Annotated in this window: 13 protein-coding genes and 1 riboswitch; of the genes, 9 read left to right on the top strand and 4 right to left on the bottom strand. The window is 74.4% G+C overall.

Annotated features, from left to right (window positions below):
* Positions 1-177 precede the first annotated feature (177 nt).
* The 8 genes from JK364_RS05810 to cobM all read left to right on the top strand — a co-directional run bounded on the left by JK364_RS05810 (position 178) and on the right by cobM (position 10,740).
* Positions 178-1,422, top strand: coding sequence for a cytochrome P450 family protein (locus tag JK364_RS05810; protein WP_201848095.1), 1,245 nt, complete (start codon positions 178-180; stop codon positions 1,420-1,422).
* A gap of 323 nt (positions 1,423-1,745) precedes the next feature.
* Positions 1,746-3,629 carry a methylmalonyl-CoA mutase small subunit gene (gene mutA / locus JK364_RS05805; RefSeq protein ID WP_201848093.1) on the top strand — a complete coding sequence of 628 codons (1,884 nt, stop codon included), beginning with the start codon at positions 1,746-1,748 and terminating at the stop codon, positions 3,627-3,629.
* Positions 3,629-5,857 (top strand): methylmalonyl-CoA mutase, encoded by a 2,229-nt coding sequence (gene scpA / locus JK364_RS05800; RefSeq protein WP_201848092.1) that lies wholly within the window; start codon positions 3,629-3,631, stop codon positions 5,855-5,857. The genes mutA and scpA overlap by 1 nt, the downstream gene beginning before the upstream one ends.
* A complete protein-coding gene (gene meaB / locus JK364_RS05795) occupies positions 5,857-6,936 on the top strand; it encodes a methylmalonyl Co-A mutase-associated GTPase MeaB (protein WP_230991319.1) in 1,080 nt (359 codons plus the stop codon). Before scpA ends, meaB begins: the two co-directional genes overlap by 1 nt.
* A complete protein-coding gene (locus JK364_RS05790; protein ID WP_201848090.1) occupies positions 6,929-7,675 on the top strand; it encodes a (2Fe-2S)-binding protein in 747 nt (248 codons plus the stop codon). Before meaB ends, JK364_RS05790 begins: the two co-directional genes overlap by 8 nt.
* 37 nt (positions 7,676-7,712) lie before the next feature.
* Positions 7,713-8,588, top strand: a complete 876-nt coding sequence (locus JK364_RS05785; protein ID WP_230991318.1) for an acyltransferase — start codon at positions 7,713-7,715, stop codon at positions 8,586-8,588.
* Positions 8,589-8,638: 50 nt separating this feature from the next.
* Positions 8,639-9,973 (top strand): precorrin-6y C5,15-methyltransferase (decarboxylating) subunit CbiE, encoded by a 1,335-nt coding sequence (gene cbiE, locus JK364_RS05780; RefSeq protein ID WP_307841164.1) that lies wholly within the window; start codon positions 8,639-8,641, stop codon positions 9,971-9,973.
* Complete coding sequence (cobM, locus tag JK364_RS05775; protein ID WP_201848086.1) at positions 9,970-10,740, top strand: precorrin-4 C(11)-methyltransferase; 771 nt, start codon at positions 9,970-9,972, stop codon at positions 10,738-10,740. The genes cbiE and cobM overlap by 4 nt, the downstream gene beginning before the upstream one ends.
* A 179-nt stretch (positions 10,741-10,919) precedes the next feature.
* Here cobM and JK364_RS05770 read toward each other — a convergent pair whose 3' ends face one another.
* The gene (locus JK364_RS05770; RefSeq protein ID WP_201848084.1) at positions 10,920-12,104 is read right to left on the bottom strand and encodes a cobalt-precorrin-5B (C(1))-methyltransferase; all 1,185 of its coding nucleotides are present in this window, start codon (positions 12,102-12,104) and stop codon (positions 10,920-10,922) included.
* Between the two features lie 59 nt (positions 12,105-12,163).
* On the opposite strand from JK364_RS05770, the gene JK364_RS05765 reads away from it, so the two are divergent.
* Positions 12,164-12,922, top strand: a complete 759-nt coding sequence (locus JK364_RS05765; protein WP_201848082.1) for a cobalt-precorrin-6A reductase — start codon at positions 12,164-12,166, stop codon at positions 12,920-12,922.
* Positions 12,923-12,956: 34 nt separating this feature from the next.
* Here the strand turns inward: JK364_RS05765 and JK364_RS05760 are convergent, their stop codons facing one another.
* The 3 genes from JK364_RS05760 to cobG are packed head-to-tail and all read right to left on the bottom strand — an operon-like array spanning position 12,957 to position 16,671.
* Entirely contained in the window at positions 12,957-14,582 is a 1,626-nt protein-coding gene (locus JK364_RS05760; protein ID WP_201848080.1) for a precorrin-2 C(20)-methyltransferase, read from the bottom strand.
* Complete coding sequence (locus JK364_RS05755; RefSeq protein ID WP_201848078.1) at positions 14,579-15,229, bottom strand: precorrin-8X methylmutase; 651 nt, start codon at positions 15,227-15,229, stop codon at positions 14,579-14,581. The genes JK364_RS05760 and JK364_RS05755 overlap by 4 nt, the downstream gene beginning before the upstream one ends.
* A complete protein-coding gene (gene cobG / locus JK364_RS05750; RefSeq protein WP_230991317.1) occupies positions 15,226-16,671 on the bottom strand; it encodes a precorrin-3B synthase in 1,446 nt (481 codons plus the stop codon). The genes JK364_RS05755 and cobG overlap by 4 nt, the downstream gene beginning before the upstream one ends.
* Positions 16,672-16,814: 143 nt before the next feature.
* A riboswitch (cobalamin riboswitch) is annotated at positions 16,815-16,900 on the top strand.
* The last annotated feature ends 44 nt before the right edge of the window (positions 16,901-16,944 follow it).

Here is a 16,944-nt window from a genome sequence, read left to right as displayed (position 1 = left end):
GAGGTGGCCCTGGACGGGGGTCGGGGCCGCCCGTGGCACAGGCGGCGCCGGGGAGATTCAGCCCCGGCGCCGCCTCCCGGCCACCACATTTCACCATCGGCGTGCACATCGCCTGGACGGGCTGGAATGGCCCACCCGTCCAGGCACCGCGGACGCCACGGCCTAGAGTCGGGATCCATGCAGAACACCGCGAACGCCGCCGGAACGGACGGCCCGGAGCTCGTTGACACCGCCCCGCTGATCGAGGACCTCCACCCGGCCCTGGCCAAGCTGCGCGAGGCCGGCCCGGTCCACCGGATCGCCGGCACCGACGGACGCCCCGCCTGGCTGGTGACCCGTTACGAGGACGTACGGCGGCTGTTCGCCGATCCGCGCCTCGCCCTGGACAAGCGCCACGCCGGGCCGGGCAACTTCAGCGGCTTCTCCCTGCCGCCCGCCCTCGACGCCAATCTGCTCAACATGGACCCCCCGGACCACACCCGGGTGCGCCGGCTGGTGGTCAAGGCGTTCACCCCCGGCCGCGTGGAGAAGATGCGCGAACCGGTCCGGCGGATCGCCGACGAGCTGCTCGACGCCATCGAGCCCGACGGCCGCGCGGACCTCCTGGCCGCCTACGCCGGGCAGTTGCCGATCATCGTCATCTGCGATCTGCTCGGCGTCCCGCAGCGCGACCGGCGCGACTTCCGGGCCTGGAGCGACGCCCTGATCACCCCCGATCCGGCGCGGCCGGGCGCGGCGAAGGAAGCGGTCGGCAGCATGCTGCGCTTCTACACCGAGCTGATCGCGAAGAAGCGCGCCGAGCCCGCGGACGATCTGCTCTCGGATCTGATCCGGGTCCGTGACGACGAGGCCGGGGACGGCGGCGACGGTGACGGCGGCGGCAGGCTCAGCGAGGACGAACTGACCTCGCTCGCCTTCCTCATCCTCCTCGCGGGCTACGAGAACACCGTCCATCTCATCGCCAATTCGGTGCTCACCCTGCTCGACCACCCCACGGTCCTCCAGGAGCTGCGCGAGGATCCGAGCGGTCTCGCGGCCGCCTTCGACGAGCTGGCGCGCTACGAGGGGCCCGCGACGCTGGGGATCCGCCGCTTCCCGCTGGAGGACATCGAGATCGGCGGTGCGACCATCCCCGCCGGGGAGACCGTGCTGCTGTCGGCGGCCTCGGCCCACCGTGACCCGGCCCACTTCAAGGATCCGGACGAGTTCAATCCACATCTTGGCCGGTCCGGTCACCTTGCGCTCGGCCATGGCATCCACTACTGCCTCGGCGCGCCGCTGGCCCGAATGGAGATGGAAACCGCTCTGGCCGCGCTGCTTCGCCGTTTCCCGGGGCTGCGGCTGGACGTCCCGAGGGAGCGGCTCCGGTGGCGGCCGACGATCCGCGCGCGTGGCCTGATCTCACTGCCTGTCGCATGGTGATCGGGGGAAGCGAACAGGTTTTTGATGCATAACCCCCCGCCGATGCGGTAAAAAGGTCTTCGAGCCCGCCCGGTGTGCATCCCCCGTCGCACCGGGCGGGCCTCTGTGCGTCCGGGGCGCCGGCCCTCTGCGCGTCCGGGGCGCCGGCGACGGAGCGAGCACACGTCCCGACCCCCGCGGCCGGCCCATCCGCCTCACCCACCCCGGCCGAGGGCCGCCGTTACCCCTGAAATCCCTAGTGCTCACCCCTGAGATCACTAGAGAGTAAGCTCACAGCCCTAACCACTGCTCCGGCTTTAGCGGACCCCATTAGCCTCCTCCCTATGACGGTCCTGCCCGACGGGCTTCCCCTAGCCGACGATTTCCCAGAAGTGACGCGAGACCAATGGCGCCACCTCGTCGAAGGCGTGCTGCGTAAAACCGGCACCTCGGACGCCGTGGGCGCCGAGGCCGAAGAGGCCCTCGCGACCGCACTCGAGGACGGAATCACCGTCCACCCCCTCTACACCGCCGACGACGCCCCCGAGGACGCCGGATTCCCCGGTTTCGCGCCCTTCGTGCGCGGCGGCCGGGCCGAGGGCTCCGCCGTGTCCGGCTGGGACGTACGCCAGCGCCACGCCCACCCCGATCCGGCGCACACCAACCAGGCGATCCTCGCCGACCTGGAGAACGGCGCCGGTTCGGTCTGGCTCGCCGTCGGCGCGGCCGGGGTGCCGGTGGACGCCCTGCCCGAGGCGCTGAAGGGGGTCTATCTCGACCTCGCCACCGTCGCCCTCGACGCGGGCGCGGACTTCGAGGCCGCCGCCCGCGCCCTGCTGCGGCTCTACTCCGGCCGCGAGGTGCCGCCGGGCGCCGCGCTCGGCAACCTCGGCGCGGACCCGCTGGGCCTCGAGGCCCGTACCGGACGCGATGACGGCCTGGCCGGGCAGCTCGCCGCCGCGGCCGACCTCGCCCGGATCTGCGACCGCGACCACCCGGGGGTGCGGGCCTTCGCCGTGGACGCGATGCCGTACCACGAGGCGGGCGCCGGGGCCGCCCAGGAGCTCGGCTGCTCCCTCGCCGCCGCCGTGGCGTATCTGCGCACCCTCACCGCGGAGGGACTGGGCGTCGAAGCCGCCTGCGCGCAGCTGGAGTTCCGCTACGCGGCCACCGCCGACCAGTTCCTCACCATCGCCAAGCTCCGGGCCGCCCGGCGCCTGTGGGCGCGGGTGGCGCAGGCGTGCGGCGCGCCCTCCGAGGCGCGCGCCCAGCGCCAGCACGCGGTGACCTCGCCGGTGATGATGACCCGGCGCGACCCCTGGGTGAACATGCTGCGCACCACCGTGGCCACCCTCGCCGCGGGCGTCGGCGGCGCGGACGCGGTCACCGTGCTGCCCTTCGACAGCGCCATCGGCCTCCCCGACGACTCCGCCCGGCGCATCGCCCGCAACACCTCCACGATCCTGCTGGAGGAGTCGCATCTGGCCCGGGTGATCGACCCGGCCGGCGGCTCCTGGTACGTCGAGAAGCTCACCGACGACGTCGCCCGCGCCGCCTGGGCCTGGTTCCAGGAGATCGAGCGCGCCGGGGGCATGGCCGCGGCCCTCGCCTCCGGGCTGGTCCGCGACCGGCTCGCGGAGACCTGGGCCCGCCGCGGCCGCGCCCTCGCCCGCCGCAAGGAGCCGATCACCGGCGTCAGCGAGTTCCCGAACCTCGCCGAGCGGTCCGTCGAGCGCGACCCCGCGCCCGAGCGGCCCGGCGGCGGACTGCCGAGGGTGCGCCGCGACGAGGCGTACGAGGCGCTGCGCACCCGCTCCGACGCCCATCTGGCGGCCGAGGGCGGCCGGCCCAGGATCTTCCTGGCCGCGCTGGGCCCCGCCGCCGCGCACACCGCCCGCGCCTCCTTCGCCTCCAACCTCTTCCAGGCGGGTGGGATCGAGGCGGTCCACGAACCGGTCACCGTGACCGCGGAGACGGCCGCCGAGGCGTTCACCGCCAGCGGCGCCCGGGTGGCCTGCCTGTGCTCCAGCGACAAGCTGTACGCGGAGGAGGCGGCCGCCGTGGCCGAGCGGCTGAAGGCGGCCGGGGCGACCCGGGTCTACCTGGCCGGACGGCCGGGGGCACAACAGGACGAGTACGAGCGGGCCGGAGTGGACGGATACGTCTTCGCGGGCTGCGACGCGGTCGAGGTGCTCTCCTCGGCTCTGGACACCATGGGGGTGGCGTGATGACGGGCTCTTCGCTGGAGCCCGGGAAGATCCCGGACTTCTCGGCGGTCGATCTGGACGGACCGGCCGAAGGCCCGGTGCCCAGCTCCGCCGACTGGGCCGCCGCGTTCCAGAACGGCGCGGGCAAGGGCGTGGAGGACCTGGTGTGGGACACCCCCGAGGGCATCGGGGTCAAACCGCTCTACACCGCCGAGGACCTCGAGGGCGTCGACTTCCTGGGCACCTACCCCGGCGCCGCGCCCTATCTGCGCGGCCCGTACCCGACGATGTACGTCAACCAGCCCTGGACCATCCGGCAGTACGCGGGCTTCTCCACCGCCGAGGAGTCCAACGCCTTCTACCGCCGCAATCTCGCGGCCGGGCAGAAGGGCCTGTCGGTCGCCTTCGACCTGCCCACCCACCGGGGCTACGACAGCGACCACCCCCGGGTCACCGGTGACGTCGGCATGGCGGGCGTGGCCATCGACTCCATCTACGACATGCGGCAGCTCTTCGACGGCATCCCGCTGGACCGGATGAGCGTGTCGATGACGATGAACGGCGCGGTGCTGCCCGTGCTCGCGCTCTACATCGTGGCCGCCGAGGAACAGGGCGTACCGCCCGAGAAGCTGGCCGGGACCATTCAGAACGACATCCTCAAGGAGTTCATGGTCCGCAACACCTACATCTATCCGCCGCAGCCGTCGATGCGGATCATCTCCGACATCTTCGCCTTCACCTCGCAGCGGATGCCGCGCTACAACTCCATCTCCATCTCCGGCTACCACATCCAGGAGGCCGGAGCCACGGCCGACCTGGAGCTGGCGTACACCCTCGCCGACGGTGTGGAGTATCTGCGGGCCGGGATGGACGCCGGGATGGACGTGGACGCCTTCGCGCCCCGGCTGTCGTTCTTCTGGGCCATCGGCATGAACTTCTTCATGGAGGTCGCCAAGCTGCGGGCGGCGCGGCTGCTGTGGGCCAAGCTGGTCAAGCGGTTCGACCCGAAGAACCCCAAGTCGCTCAGCTTGCGCACCCATTCGCAGACCTCAGGCTGGTCGCTGACCGCCCAGGACGTCTACAACAACGTGGCGCGCACCTGTGTGGAGGCCATGGCCGCCACCCAGGGCCACACCCAGTCGCTGCACACCAACGCCCTGGACGAGGCGCTCGCGCTGCCCACCGACTTCTCGGCGCGCATCGCCCGCAACACCCAGATCCTGCTCCAGCAGGAGTCGGGCACCACCCGGGTCATCGACCCGTGGGGCGGCAGCGCGTACGTCGAGAAGCTGACCTACGACCTGGCGCGGCGGGCCTGGCAGCACATCGAGGAGGTCGAGGCGGCCGGCGGCATGGCCAAGGCCATCGACGCGGGCATCCCCAAGCTGCGCGTCGAGGAGGCCGCGGCCCGCACCCAGGCGCGCATCGACTCCGGGCGCCAGCCGGTGATCGGCGTCAACAAGTACCGGGTCGACAGCGATGAGGCGATCGAGGTCCGCGCGGTCGACAACTCCGTGGTGCGCGCCCAGCAGATCGAGAAGCTGCGGCGGCTGCGCGCCGAGCGCGACGAGGCCGTCTGCCAGGACGCCCTGCGCGCCCTGACCGCGGCCGCCGAGTCCGGTCCTGGCGCGGGCCTGGAGGGCAATCTGCTGGCCCTGGCCGTGGACGCCGCCCGCGCCAAGGCCACCGTGGGCGAGATCTCCGACGCGCTGGAGAAGGTCTATGGCCGCCACTCCGGCCAGATCCGTACCATCGCCGGTGTGTACCGAGACGAGGCCGGACCGTCGTCCGGCGTGGACCGCACCCGCGCGCTGGTCGAGGCGTTCGAGCGCGAGGAGGGCCGCCGCCCCCGCATCCTGGTCGCCAAGATGGGCCAGGACGGGCATGACCGCGGCCAGAAGGTGATCGCCACCGCCTTCGCCGACCTGGGCTTCGACGTCGACGTCGGCCCGCTGTTCCAGACCCCCGAGGAGGTCGCGCGGCAGGCGGTGGAGGCCGATGTGCACATCGTCGGCGTGTCGTCGCTCGCGGCCGGCCACCTCACGCTGGTGCCCGCGCTGCGCGAGCAGCTGGCCGAGGCGGGGCGCGAGGACATCACGGTCGTGGTCGGCGGAGTCATCCCGCCGCAGGACGTCCAGACCCTGCACGAGGCCGGCGCCGCCGCCGTCTTCCTGCCGGGCACGGTCATCCCCGACGCCGCCCACGACCTGGTACGGAAGCTGGCCGCCGACCTCGGCCACGAGCTGTAATGCCACGGACGATCGACGTCGAGGAGTATGCCAAGGGCGTACTCGACGGCAAGCGCGCGTACATCGCGCGTGCGATCACGCTCGTCGAGTCCACCCGCCCCGACCACCACGACCTCGCTCAGCGGCTGCTCGTCGAGCTGCTCCCGCACACCGGCGGGGCCCGGCGGATCGGCATCAGCGGGGTGCCCGGTGTCGGCAAGTCCACCTTCATCGACGCCCTGGGCACCATGCTCACCGGGGTCGGCCACAAGGTCGCGGTCCTGGCCGTCGACCCCTCGTCGACCCGCACCGGCGGCTCCATCCTGGGCGACAAGACCCGGATGGAGCGGCTGGCGGTCGATCGCAATGCCTTCGTACGGCCCTCGCCCAGCGCCGGGACGCTGGGCGGGGTCGCCCGCGCCACCCGCGAGTCCATGGTCGTCATGGAGGCCGCGGGCTATGACGTGGTGCTGGTGGAGACCGTGGGCGTGGGCCAGTCCGAGACCGCGGTGGCCAATATGGTCGACTCCTTCCTGCTGCTCTCCCTGGCCCGCACCGGCGATCAGCTCCAGGGCATCAAGAAGGGCGTCCTGGAGCTGGCCGACGTGGTCACCATCAACAAGGCCGACGGACCCCACGCACGGGACGCCAAGTCGGCGGCCCGCGAACTGGCGGGCGCGCTGAGGCTGTTGCAGCCGCATGACGCGCCCTGGAACCCGCCGGTGCTCACCTGCAGCGCCCGCGAGTCCACCGGGCTCGATGTGGTGTGGGAGCGCCTGGAACAGCACCGCCGGGTGCTGGAGGCCACGGGCGCGCTGCACGCCAAGCGGCGCGACCAGCAGGTGGACTGGACCTGGTCGATGGTGCGCGACCAGCTGCTCGCGCGGCTGCACGCCCACCCCGAGGTGCGGCGGCTCGGGCCCGAGCTGGAGCAGCGGGTCCGCGAGTGCGCGCTGACGGCCACGCTGGCGGCGGACCGGCTGCTGGAGGCGTTCCAGGGCCCGGCCGACGGCGGAGTGTCCCGGGCCTCGGCCGACGGTGGAGCGTTCCAGCCCCCGGCCGACGGCGGAGTGTTCCAGCCCCCGGCCGACGGTGGATGAGGCGCCGCTGCCGGACGCGGCGCGGGTCGGGCCGTTCTTCGCGCTGCGCACCGGCAGTGGCGACCCGGAGGCGGAGGGGTACGCGCGGATCGGCGAGGCGTACCGGCTGACCGGCGCGGGCGCCGCCGGGCCGGTGCTGCGCGCCCGTGTCGAGGCGGTCGCCGCGAGCCTGCGCACCGATGAACCGAGGGTCGCGGCCTCGCTCGTCTTCCAGGGGCTCGCCGCCCGGGTGTGGTCCCTCGCGCTCGGCCCGGCGGCCCTCTCCGGCGGGGTGCCCCACCTCCGGCCCGACCGGCTGTGGTGGAACCCCGGGCGGGTCGCCCCCGACGACCTGTGGTGGCCCGGCGCGCCGTCCGTGATGGGCGAACCGGGAGGACTCGCCGGACCGGTGGGCACCGCGGCAATCGTCCATCTGGTGCCGCTGCACCAGGCCATCGAGCGGGCGTACCGGGTCTCGGGGCGGCTGCTGTGGGGCAACTCGGCCTCGGCGCTGGTCGGTTCGCTGCGGGTGCTGCACGACTGGTGCCGGGCGCGTGGCCTCGACGAGGCGGCGGACCGGGCCGTCGAGCTGGCGCGCGCCCAGCTCGACCACCCGCCGCTGCGCGACGCGGGCACCCTCAGCACCGCGCCGCTCGGCTACCGGCGCCGCACTTGCTGTCTCTACTACCGGGTGCCCGGCGGCGGGTTGTGCGGCGACTGCGTGTTGCGCGAGGCGCCGGGGAGGGGAACGCCGGGGTGAGGCGGACGGTCTCCCGATGGGCCGATACGGTGGGCGAATGCCGAAGAACGAGAACGTGTTCTCATCCTGGCGGGGCTGGTGCGGGCGCGTCACTTCCCGGCTGGTCCACCGCGGCTGGCGCGCCGTACAGCGGGCCGGCGCGGTGACCGCCGAGCGCCCCGGCCCGTACCGCTTCGGCCGCATCGGCGTCGGCACCCGGCTGGCGTTCCCCCAGGGCACCCTCTTCGGCGAACCGTGGATCGAGCTCGGCGAGCACTGCGTCATCGGCGAGCAGGTGACCCTCACCGCCGGCATGATGCCCGATGTGGACCTCGGCCCCGAACCGGTGCTGCGCATCGGCAACGGCGTGGTGCTGGGCCGGGGGAGCCATGTGATCGCCTCCGTGTGCGTGGAGTTCGGCGACGATGTCTTCTGCGGTCCGTACGTCTACGTGACCAGCGACAACCACTCCTACGACGATCCGGACCGGCCCATCGGCCGCCAGTGGCCACGCTCCGCGCCCGTCCACATCGGCCCCGGCAGCTGGCTGGGCGCGGGCGCGGTGATCCTGCCGGGGGCGCGGCTGGGCCGCAATGTGGTGGTCGCGGCGGGCGCCGTCGTACGGGGCGAGGTGCCCGACCACGCCGTGGTGGCCGGCGCGCCGGCCCGGATCATACGGCGCTGGGCCCCGGACGAGGGCTGGCAGCCGCCGCTGCGTACCCCGGCGCCGGTACCGATCCCCGAGGACATGACCGTCGAGCAACTGCTCGCGCTGGCCGAGCTGGAGCGCGAGCGGGAGCGAGCGCCGGAACAGGCGGGGGAGCGGGACCTCGAGGTCGAGGAGCGCGGGCTGGAGCGGGACCAGGCGGGGGAGCGGGACCTGGAGCCGGAGGAGCGCGGGCTGGAGCGGGAGCCGGGGGCGGGGGCGTCGTAGCAGGTCAGTAGAGTTTCGTGGACTGTCCCCGACCCGCGAAGGTGACCACCGTGAGCCCGCCGCCACCTCCCCCCGTGACCGTCATCGGCATCGGCGCCGACGGCTGGGAGGGGCTCGGCCCCGCCGCCCGTGAGGCGCTGCGCACGGCCGAGGCGGTCATCGGCGGACGGCGCCAGCTGGGCCTGCTGCCTTCGGAGTGCCCCGGCGAACGGGTGCCCTGGCCGTCCCCGCTGCGCCCCGCCGTCCCCGGGCTGTTCGCCGCGCGCACCGGGCGGCGGATCTCCGTGCTGGCCAGCGGCGACCCCATGTTCTTCGGCATCGGCCGCACCCTGGCCGAGTTGCTGGGCGCCGAGCGGCTGCGGGTGCTGCCCCATCCGTCGTCCATCTCCCTGGCCTGTGCGCGGCTCGGCTGGGCGCTGGAGGAGACCGAGGTGGTCAGCCTCGTCGGCCGCCCCCTGGCCACGCTGAACCGTGAGCTCTACGCCGGGCGGCGGCTGCTCGTGCTCAGCGCGGGCGCCGACACGCCGTCCGAGGTGGCCGGATCGCTGGGGGAGCGCGGCTTCGGCCCGAGCCGGATGCGGGTGCTGGAACAGCTGGGGAGCGCGGGGGAGCGCTGTGTGGAGGGTACGGCCGAGGAGTGGCCCCATCCGCCCGGCGACCCCCTCAACGTCATCGCCGTCGACTGCGCCCCGGCGGACGGCGCCCGGCCGCTGTCGCTCGTCCCGGGGCTGCCCGACGCGGCGTACGACCACGACGGCCAGCTGACCAAGCGCCAGGTGCGGGCCGCCACCCTCGCGGCACTCGCCCCCGCCCCCGGGGAGCTGCTGTGGGACGTCGGCGGCGGCTCGGGCTCCATCGCCGTGGAGTGGATGCGTGCCCACCGCAGCTGCCGGGCGGTCTCGGTCGAACGCGACCCGGTGCGCGCCGAGCGCATCGGCCGCAACGCGGCCGCGCTCGGTGTACCCGGGCTGACCGTCGTCACCGGCGCCGCCCCGGACGCGCTGGCCGGACTGCCCACCCCCGACGCGGTGTTCATCGGCGGCGGCCTGACGGCGCCCGGAGTGCTGGAGGCGTGCTGGGCGGCCCTGCCGCCGGGCGGGCGGATCGTGGCCAACACCGTGACCCTGGAGTCCGAGGCGCTGCTCGCCGACTGGTACCGCCGCCACGGCGGCGACCTCGTCCGCCTCGCCGTCTCCCACGCCACCCCGGTCGGCGCCTTCACCGGCTGGCGGCAGGCGATGCCGGTCACCCAGTGGTCCGCCGCCAAACCGCCCACGTCCCGAGGCCCTGGCGAGGACGCCGCCGATCCCGGGGGATCCGTCGAAGCCGCTCAAGCCGGTCAAGCCGCTCAAGCCGCTCAAGCCGTTCAAGGAGAAACACGATGACGGTGTACTTCATCGGCGCGGGCCCCGGCGCCGCCGACCTGATCACGGTGCGCGGCGCCCGGACCCTGGCCCGCTGCCGGGTGTGCCTGTACGCGGGCAGCCTGGTGCCCCGTGAACTCCTCGCCGAATGCCCGCCGGACGCCCGGCTCGTCGACACCGCCCAGCTCGACCTGGACCAGATCACCGCCGAGCTCGTCGCCGCCCACGAGGCGGGCCACGACGTGGCCCGCCTCCACTCCGGCGATCCGTCGGTCTTCAGCGCCGTCGCCGAGCAGATGCGCCGCCTCGACGCGGCCGGCGTTCCGTACGACGTGGTCCCGGGCGTCCCCGCCTTCGCCGCCGCGGCCGCCGCGCTGAAGCGCGAACTGACGATCCCGACCGTCGGCCAGACCGTCATCCTCACCCGCATCGCCCAGCAGGCCACCCCCATGCCGGACGGTGAGGACCTGGCCACCCTGGGCCGCGGCGGCGCCCTGCTCGTCCTGCACCTCGCCGCCCGCTACGTGGACCGCGTCGTCGCCGAACTCCTCCCGCACTACGGCGCCGACTGCCCGGCCGCCGTGGTCGCCATGGCCAGCCGCCCCGACGAACTGGTCCTGCGCGGCACGCTGGACGACATCGCGCCCCAGGTGAAGGCGGCGGGAGTGGTCCGCACGGCGGTCATCGTCGTCGGCCGCACCTTGGCCGCCGCCCAGTTCCCCGACAGCCACCTCTACTCCCCACACCGCGAACGCCCCCACGAGCCCTGCGACACACCTGGCACCTGAGCCCCGTTGCCGCGCGACCGGGAACCACCACCCGTCGTGCGCGCGCCGAAACGCCTGACACGGTGGCGCGCGGCGTGCTCGCGGTGAGCCGCGCCCGCTCCCGGCACGTCACGCCCGGTGCCGAACGTGTTGGCATCCGCGTGCGTGGCCGCGTCGCGCCCTCGTGGCGGCGGAGTCGGTCAGCGGTTCCGTGGGCCGCGGGGTTCCGCGCGGCCCACGATCGTGCCGGCGCGGTCGATGCAGATGACGTCCACCGCCACCGGGGCCCCGCGTAGCACCCCGAGGGCCGTGTCGCGGGCCGCCGCCGCGACCAGGTCGCCGAGGGGGACGCCGCGGGCGGTGCACAGCTGTACCGTCTCCAGGCCGGTGTTGGCCGTGGCCACCGCCTCCGCCAGCTCCTCGTCAGCTCCTCCACGGCGGGCCAGTTCCGCGAGGAAGCCCTTGTCCACCTGGGACCGGGAGGAGTGCAGGTCCAGATGGCCCGCGGCCAGCTTGGAGAGCTTGGCGAAGCCGCCGGCGACCGTCAGCCGGTCCACCGGGTGGCGGCGCAGATACTTCAGGACCGCGCCCGCGAAGTCGCCCATGTCCAGGAGCGCGTCCTGCGGTAGCCCGTGCACGGCCACCGCCACCTTCTCGGACGTCGAGCCCGTACAGCCCGCGACATGTGTGCGCCCCGCCGCGCGGGCGACGTCCACCCCGCGCCGGATGCTGTCGATCCAGGCCGAGCAGGAGTAGGGCACCACGATGCCCGTCGTGCCGAGGATGGACAGCCCGCCGAGGATGCCCAGACGCGGATTCCAGGTGGAGCGGGCGATCTCCTCGCCGTGGTCCACGGAGATCTCGATCTCGACGTCGCCGGTTCCGCCGTACCGGGCCGCGACCGAGGCGATGTGGTCGCGCATCATCTGGCGCGGGACGGGGTTGATGGCCGGTTCCCCCACGTCGAGCGGCAACCCGGGCCGGGTCACCGTGCCGACGCCCGGACCGGCCCGGAAGACCACTCCGCTGCCGGGCGGCAGAACCCGTACCGTGGCCCTGACCAGCGCGCCGTGGGTCACATCCGGATCGTCCCCGGCGTCCTTGACGACCGCGGCCATGGCCCGGTCCGCCGTCAGCTCCTCGGCGGCGAGCGCGAACGCGGGCCGCTGCCCCTTGGGCAGTTCGATGGTCACCGGATCGGGGAACTCCGCGCCCAGCAGCGCGGTGTACGCGGCCGTGGTCGCGGCGGTGGCACACGCCCCGGTGGTCCAGCCGTGCCGCAGCCCCGACCGCTCCAGCTGCGCGCCCCGCCCCCCGGTCGCCTTGGCCGTCGCCTCCGATTCAGTCTCCGCCTCAGTCTCCGCCTCAGTCTCCGCCTCAGCCATGGGCGGGCCGCCGCGCATACGATGACGGGCGCACGGACGACGAAAGGCACCCGATCCCGATGAACAGCGCACCGGCGCGCCATGTGCTCATCCTCGGCGGCACCACCGAGGCGCGCCGCCTCGCCGAGGAGCTCGCCGACGCGCCCGCGCTGCGCGTCACCAGCTCCCTCGCGGGCCGGGTCGCCGCGCCGCGGCTGCCGGTGGGGCAGGTGCGGATCGGCGGGTTCGGCGGCGCCGAGGGCATGGCCCGCTGGCTCCGCGAGCACCAGGTGGACGCGCTCATCGACGCCACCCATCCTTTCGCCGACACGATCAGTTCCCATGCGGCCCGGGCGGCCGCAGACATCCATGTTCCCCTGCTCGCCCTGCGCCGCCCCGGCTGGGTACCCGGTCCGGGCGACCGCTGGCACTCGGCCGGCTCGCTGGCCGAGGCCGCGCGGCTGCTGCCGGGCCTGGGGGAGCGGATCTTCCTCACCACGGGGCGGATGGGCCTGGCCGCCTTCGCCCGGCTGACCGGGCAGTGGTTCCTGGTCCGCTCGGTCGACGCGCCCGAGCCGCCGGTCCCGCCCCGGATGGAGGTGATCCTCGACCGCGGCCCGTTCACCCTCGAGGGCGAGGCGGAGCTGCTGCGCCGCCACCGCATCGAGGTGCTGGTCACCAAGGACAGCGGCGCCCATGCCACGGCCCCCAAACTCGCCGCGGCCCGCGCCGCCGCCATCCCGGTCGTCATCATCCGCCGCCCACCCGCCCCCCAGGGCATCCCGGTGGCCGAAACCCCGGCCGAAGCCGCCGCCTGGCTGCGGACGGCCCTGGCCTGAGCCGGGGCGCGCCGCGCCAGGAGTCCGCCGGGCGCTACGCCTCCGGGTAGCGGCGCGGGGTCCAGACGATGTCGGTGCCGTCGCCGCGGCGGACCGTGCGGGTTTGGGAGGAGCCCACCAGGAGGATCGTGCGCATGTCGACCTGGGCCGGGTCGAGGTCGGCCAGCCGGACGATCCGCACGCGTTCCCCGGGGCCGCCGATGTCGCGGCCCAGCACCACGGGCGTGTCGGGGGCGCGGTGCTCCAGCAGGAGTTCGCGGGCCTTGCCCACCTGCCAGACACGGCTGCGGGAGCCGGGGTTGTAGAGGGCGAGCACCAGGTCGGCCGCCGTGGCGGCGCGCAGCCGCTCGGCGATGACCTCCCAGGGCTTGAGCCGGTCGGAGAGGGAGATCACCGCGTAGTCGTGGCCGAGCGGGGCGCCGACCCGGGCGGCGGCGGCGTGGGCCGCCGTCATACCGGGGACGATCCGCACCGGGACCTCGCGGTAGGGGTCCTCGCAGGCGGCCTCCAGGACGGCGGTGGCCATGGCGAACACGCCGGGGTCGCCCGAGGACACCACGGCGACACGCCGACCCCGCCGGGCGAGGTCGAGGGCGAACTCGGCGCGTACGGCCTCGACCTTGTTGTCGGAGGCGTGGCGCCGCTGGCCCGGCCGCACGGGCACCCGGTCCAGGTAGGTGGTGTAGCCGACGAGGTCCTCGGCGGCGGCCAGCTCGCCGCGCGCCTCGGGGGTGAGCCACAGCGGACCGGCCGGGCCGAGGCCGACGACCACGACCTCGCCCGCGCGGCGGGACGACGCACCGCCCGGCGCGTCCATATGGTCACCGCTCGGCGCGTCCGCACGGTCGCCGTGTCGCGCGTCCCCGCCGTCGCAGCGGGGTGTCTCCCCGCCGTCGCGGTACGGTGTCTCCCCGCCGTCACCGCGCGGCGCGTCCACGCGGCTCGGCAGCACCGCCAGCGAGAAGTACGGCACCGACTCCGGGTCGACCTCGGCCAGTGGGGCGGTCCGCTCCGCGTTCATCGTGGCGCGCTCCACATAGCGCGCGTCCGCGAGCCGTCCCGACCGCTCCAGCGCCCGGCGCACCGTCGGGAAGGTCCGGCCGAGCTTCATCACGGCCGCCGCGTCCGCCGTGGCCAGCCGGGCCGTCAACTCCTCCTCCGGCAGGGTGCCGGGGAGGACCGTCAGCACCTCCTCGCCCTCCACCAGCGGTGTGCCGAGCCGGGCGGCCGCGGCGCTGACCGAGGTGACACCGGGGACGACCTCGGTGGGGTAGCGGTCGGCGAGCCGCTTGTGCATGTGCATGTACGAGCCGTAGAAGAGCGGATCGCCCTCCGCGAGCACCGCGACCGTGCGCCCCGCGTCCAGATGCGCGGCGAGCCGGGCGGCCGCGTCCGCGTAGAACTCCTCCATCGCGCCGCGATAGCCGCCCGGGTGGTCGGTGGTCTCCGTGGTGACCGGGTAGACCAGCCGCTCCTCGAGGTGGTCGGGCCGCAGATGGCGCTCGGCGATGGAGCGCGCGATGCTGCGCCCGTGCCGGGCGCTGTGGTACGCGATGACATCGGCCGCGGCGATGACCTCCACGGCGCGTACGGTCATCAGGGAGGGGTCGCCGGGGCCGAGCCCCACCCCGTAGAGCCGGCCCGTCTGCTGCTCGCTCACTCTTCCTCGCTCGCTATCGCGTTGATCGCGGCCGCGGCGATGGCGCTGCCGCCGCGCCGGCCGTGCACCACCAGGTGGTCGAGCGCCGCCGGATGCCCGGCCAGCGCCTCCTTGGACTCGGCCGCGCCGATGAAGCCCACCGGCACACCGATCACGGCGGCCGGGCGCGGCGCGCCCGCCCCGCCTTCTTCGATCATCTCCAGCAGCCGGAACAGCGCCGTGGGCGCGTTGCCGACCGCCACCACCGCCCCCTCGAGCCGGTCCCGCCACAGCTCCAGCGCGGCGGCGCTGCGCGTGGTGCCCATGCGCCGCGCCAGCTCCGGTACGGCGGGGTCCGTGAGGGTGCAGATCACCTCGTTGTCGGCGGGCAGCCGCTTGCGGGTGACCCCGCTGGCCACCATGCGCGCGTCGCAGAGCACTGGCGCACCGGACCGCAGCGCGGCGCGGGCGCGGGAGACCACCTCGGGGGTGTACGCGAGGTCCTTGACCAGGTCGACCATGCCGCAGGCGTGGATCATCCGCACCGCCACCTGGCTGACGTCGGCGGGGAGCCCGCCGAGGTCGGCCTCGGCGCGGATGGTGGCAAAGGACGCGCGGTAGATGGCCGCCCCGTCCTTCTCGTAGTCGAACACGGTGTCCTCGATCATGTCGTTCCACGGGCCGCCGCAACGGCGCCGGCCAACTGCTCTGCTGTCACTTCCACGCCGTCCTCCGCCTCCGGCGTGTCGCCCTTCGCGCCGCCCCGCACGGTGACCCGATAGTCCGTGTCGCCGGTCGCCAGCGCGTCCATCCAGCGGCCTCCGGGGTGGCCGCAGCGCCGTTCACAGCCGGAGACGTACACCGGCAGCGGATCGGGCGCGGTGTCCGCGACCCCGCGCGCCGTGTCCGCGACCATGCGTGTCGCGTGGGATCGCACATCCGCCAGCGACTTGGCGCAGCCGGGCCGTCCCGTGCACGCGCCGACCCCGAGCCACGGCGAGTCCGGCGTGGTCACCAGTCCCGCGTCGGACAGTTCCGACAAAGCGTCGCGCGCGTCGTCCGGGGCGAACCCGGGCAGCACCACGCCGCGCCAGGGTGTCATACGCAGCTCATCCGCCCCGCTCCGGGAGGCGAACCCGGTGAGCAGCCGCCACTGCGCGGCGCTCACCCGGCCCAGGGGGAGGGCGACGGACAGCGCGTGGCGCCGGTCCGGGCCGGGGACCGGGCCGGGGGCGGGTGGCGGATGCGGCGGGCGCGGGCCCGGCGCGTCCGGGTGGCCCGGCGCGCCCGGGTGCGGCTCGGTGTCGATGCCCGCGTCGGCGAGTCGGGCCGCCAAGCGATCGGCGGTCACGGCGTGTTGCGCGGGCAGTTCGCGTACCCGCCACGCCCGGGTGCCGCTCTCCCGCGTCCTCGCCAGGAACTCCACCGCGGCCAGCGCGGCGGCCCGCGCCGCGTCCTCGCTCCGCACCCACAGATCACCCCCCGCGGCCGCCTCGCCCATGGCGACGCTCGCCACGCCCACACCCGCCGGCGGCCCTCCGACCCGCAGTACCGCTCCACCACCAGGCGTTGCGATCAATGTCACATCCGCACCCAACGCGGCCACGTCGCCACGCCCATCGTCCAGCGCGAACAGAAACCTGCCCGACAAGCCCGACAATTCCCCGCGTGCCGCCAACGTATCGACGGATGCCTCGTCGCACAGCACGGCGTCCAATTCCCGCACCCACGCCACCACATCGGCGTGCCCCGCGCCGTCCAGGCCGGACAGCGGCGATGCCACGATGTTGCGCACCCGGTCATGGCGGTCCGAGGGAAGCAGCCCGGCCGCCCGCAGCCGGGCCGCCAGCTCCGCGCCGCACCCCGCCGCCAGGCCGCGCACCTGCGCATTGCCCCGTGAGGTGATGTCCAGCCGCCCGTCGCCCAACTCCTCGGCCACCCGTCCCAGCGCCTGCGCCTGACGGGCCGTCAGCAGTCCGCCCGGCACCCGGATCCGGGCCAGCGAACCGTCGTCCGCCGGGTGCAGTCGCAGTGCGCCCGGACAGGCGTCAGCGCGCCCGCGTACGGGGGTTTCATCCCCGGATGGGGTGGTTGTCGGGGGGAGGGGCATGGCGGCGAGCATACCGACGATCCGGTTCGGCCCACCGCCCCGACCAGGCCGGAACTCACCACCCCGTGGCAGGTCGGCAACGCTTACTATGCTCAGCGGCGGGTCGATCCCGGCCCGCCGAACGCACAAGACGGCACTCACGGTAGGAAGCCGGTGGAAATCCGGCGCGGTCCCGCCACTGTGAGCGCGGCGGCTGCCGAACGGCAGCGGACGCGCGAGCCAGGAACTGCCGCCGTCTTCAACCCGCCCGGGGCGCGGACCCCGAGGAAGGCA

Origin of the sequence: Streptomyces endocoffeicus, assembly GCF_016741935.1 — a bacterium.
Classification (GTDB): Bacteria; Actinomycetota; Actinomycetes; order Streptomycetales; family Streptomycetaceae; genus Streptomyces; species Streptomyces endocoffeicus.
Note: the sequence above shows the minus strand (reverse complement) of the source record. Positions and strands in the feature narration are given on the sequence as shown.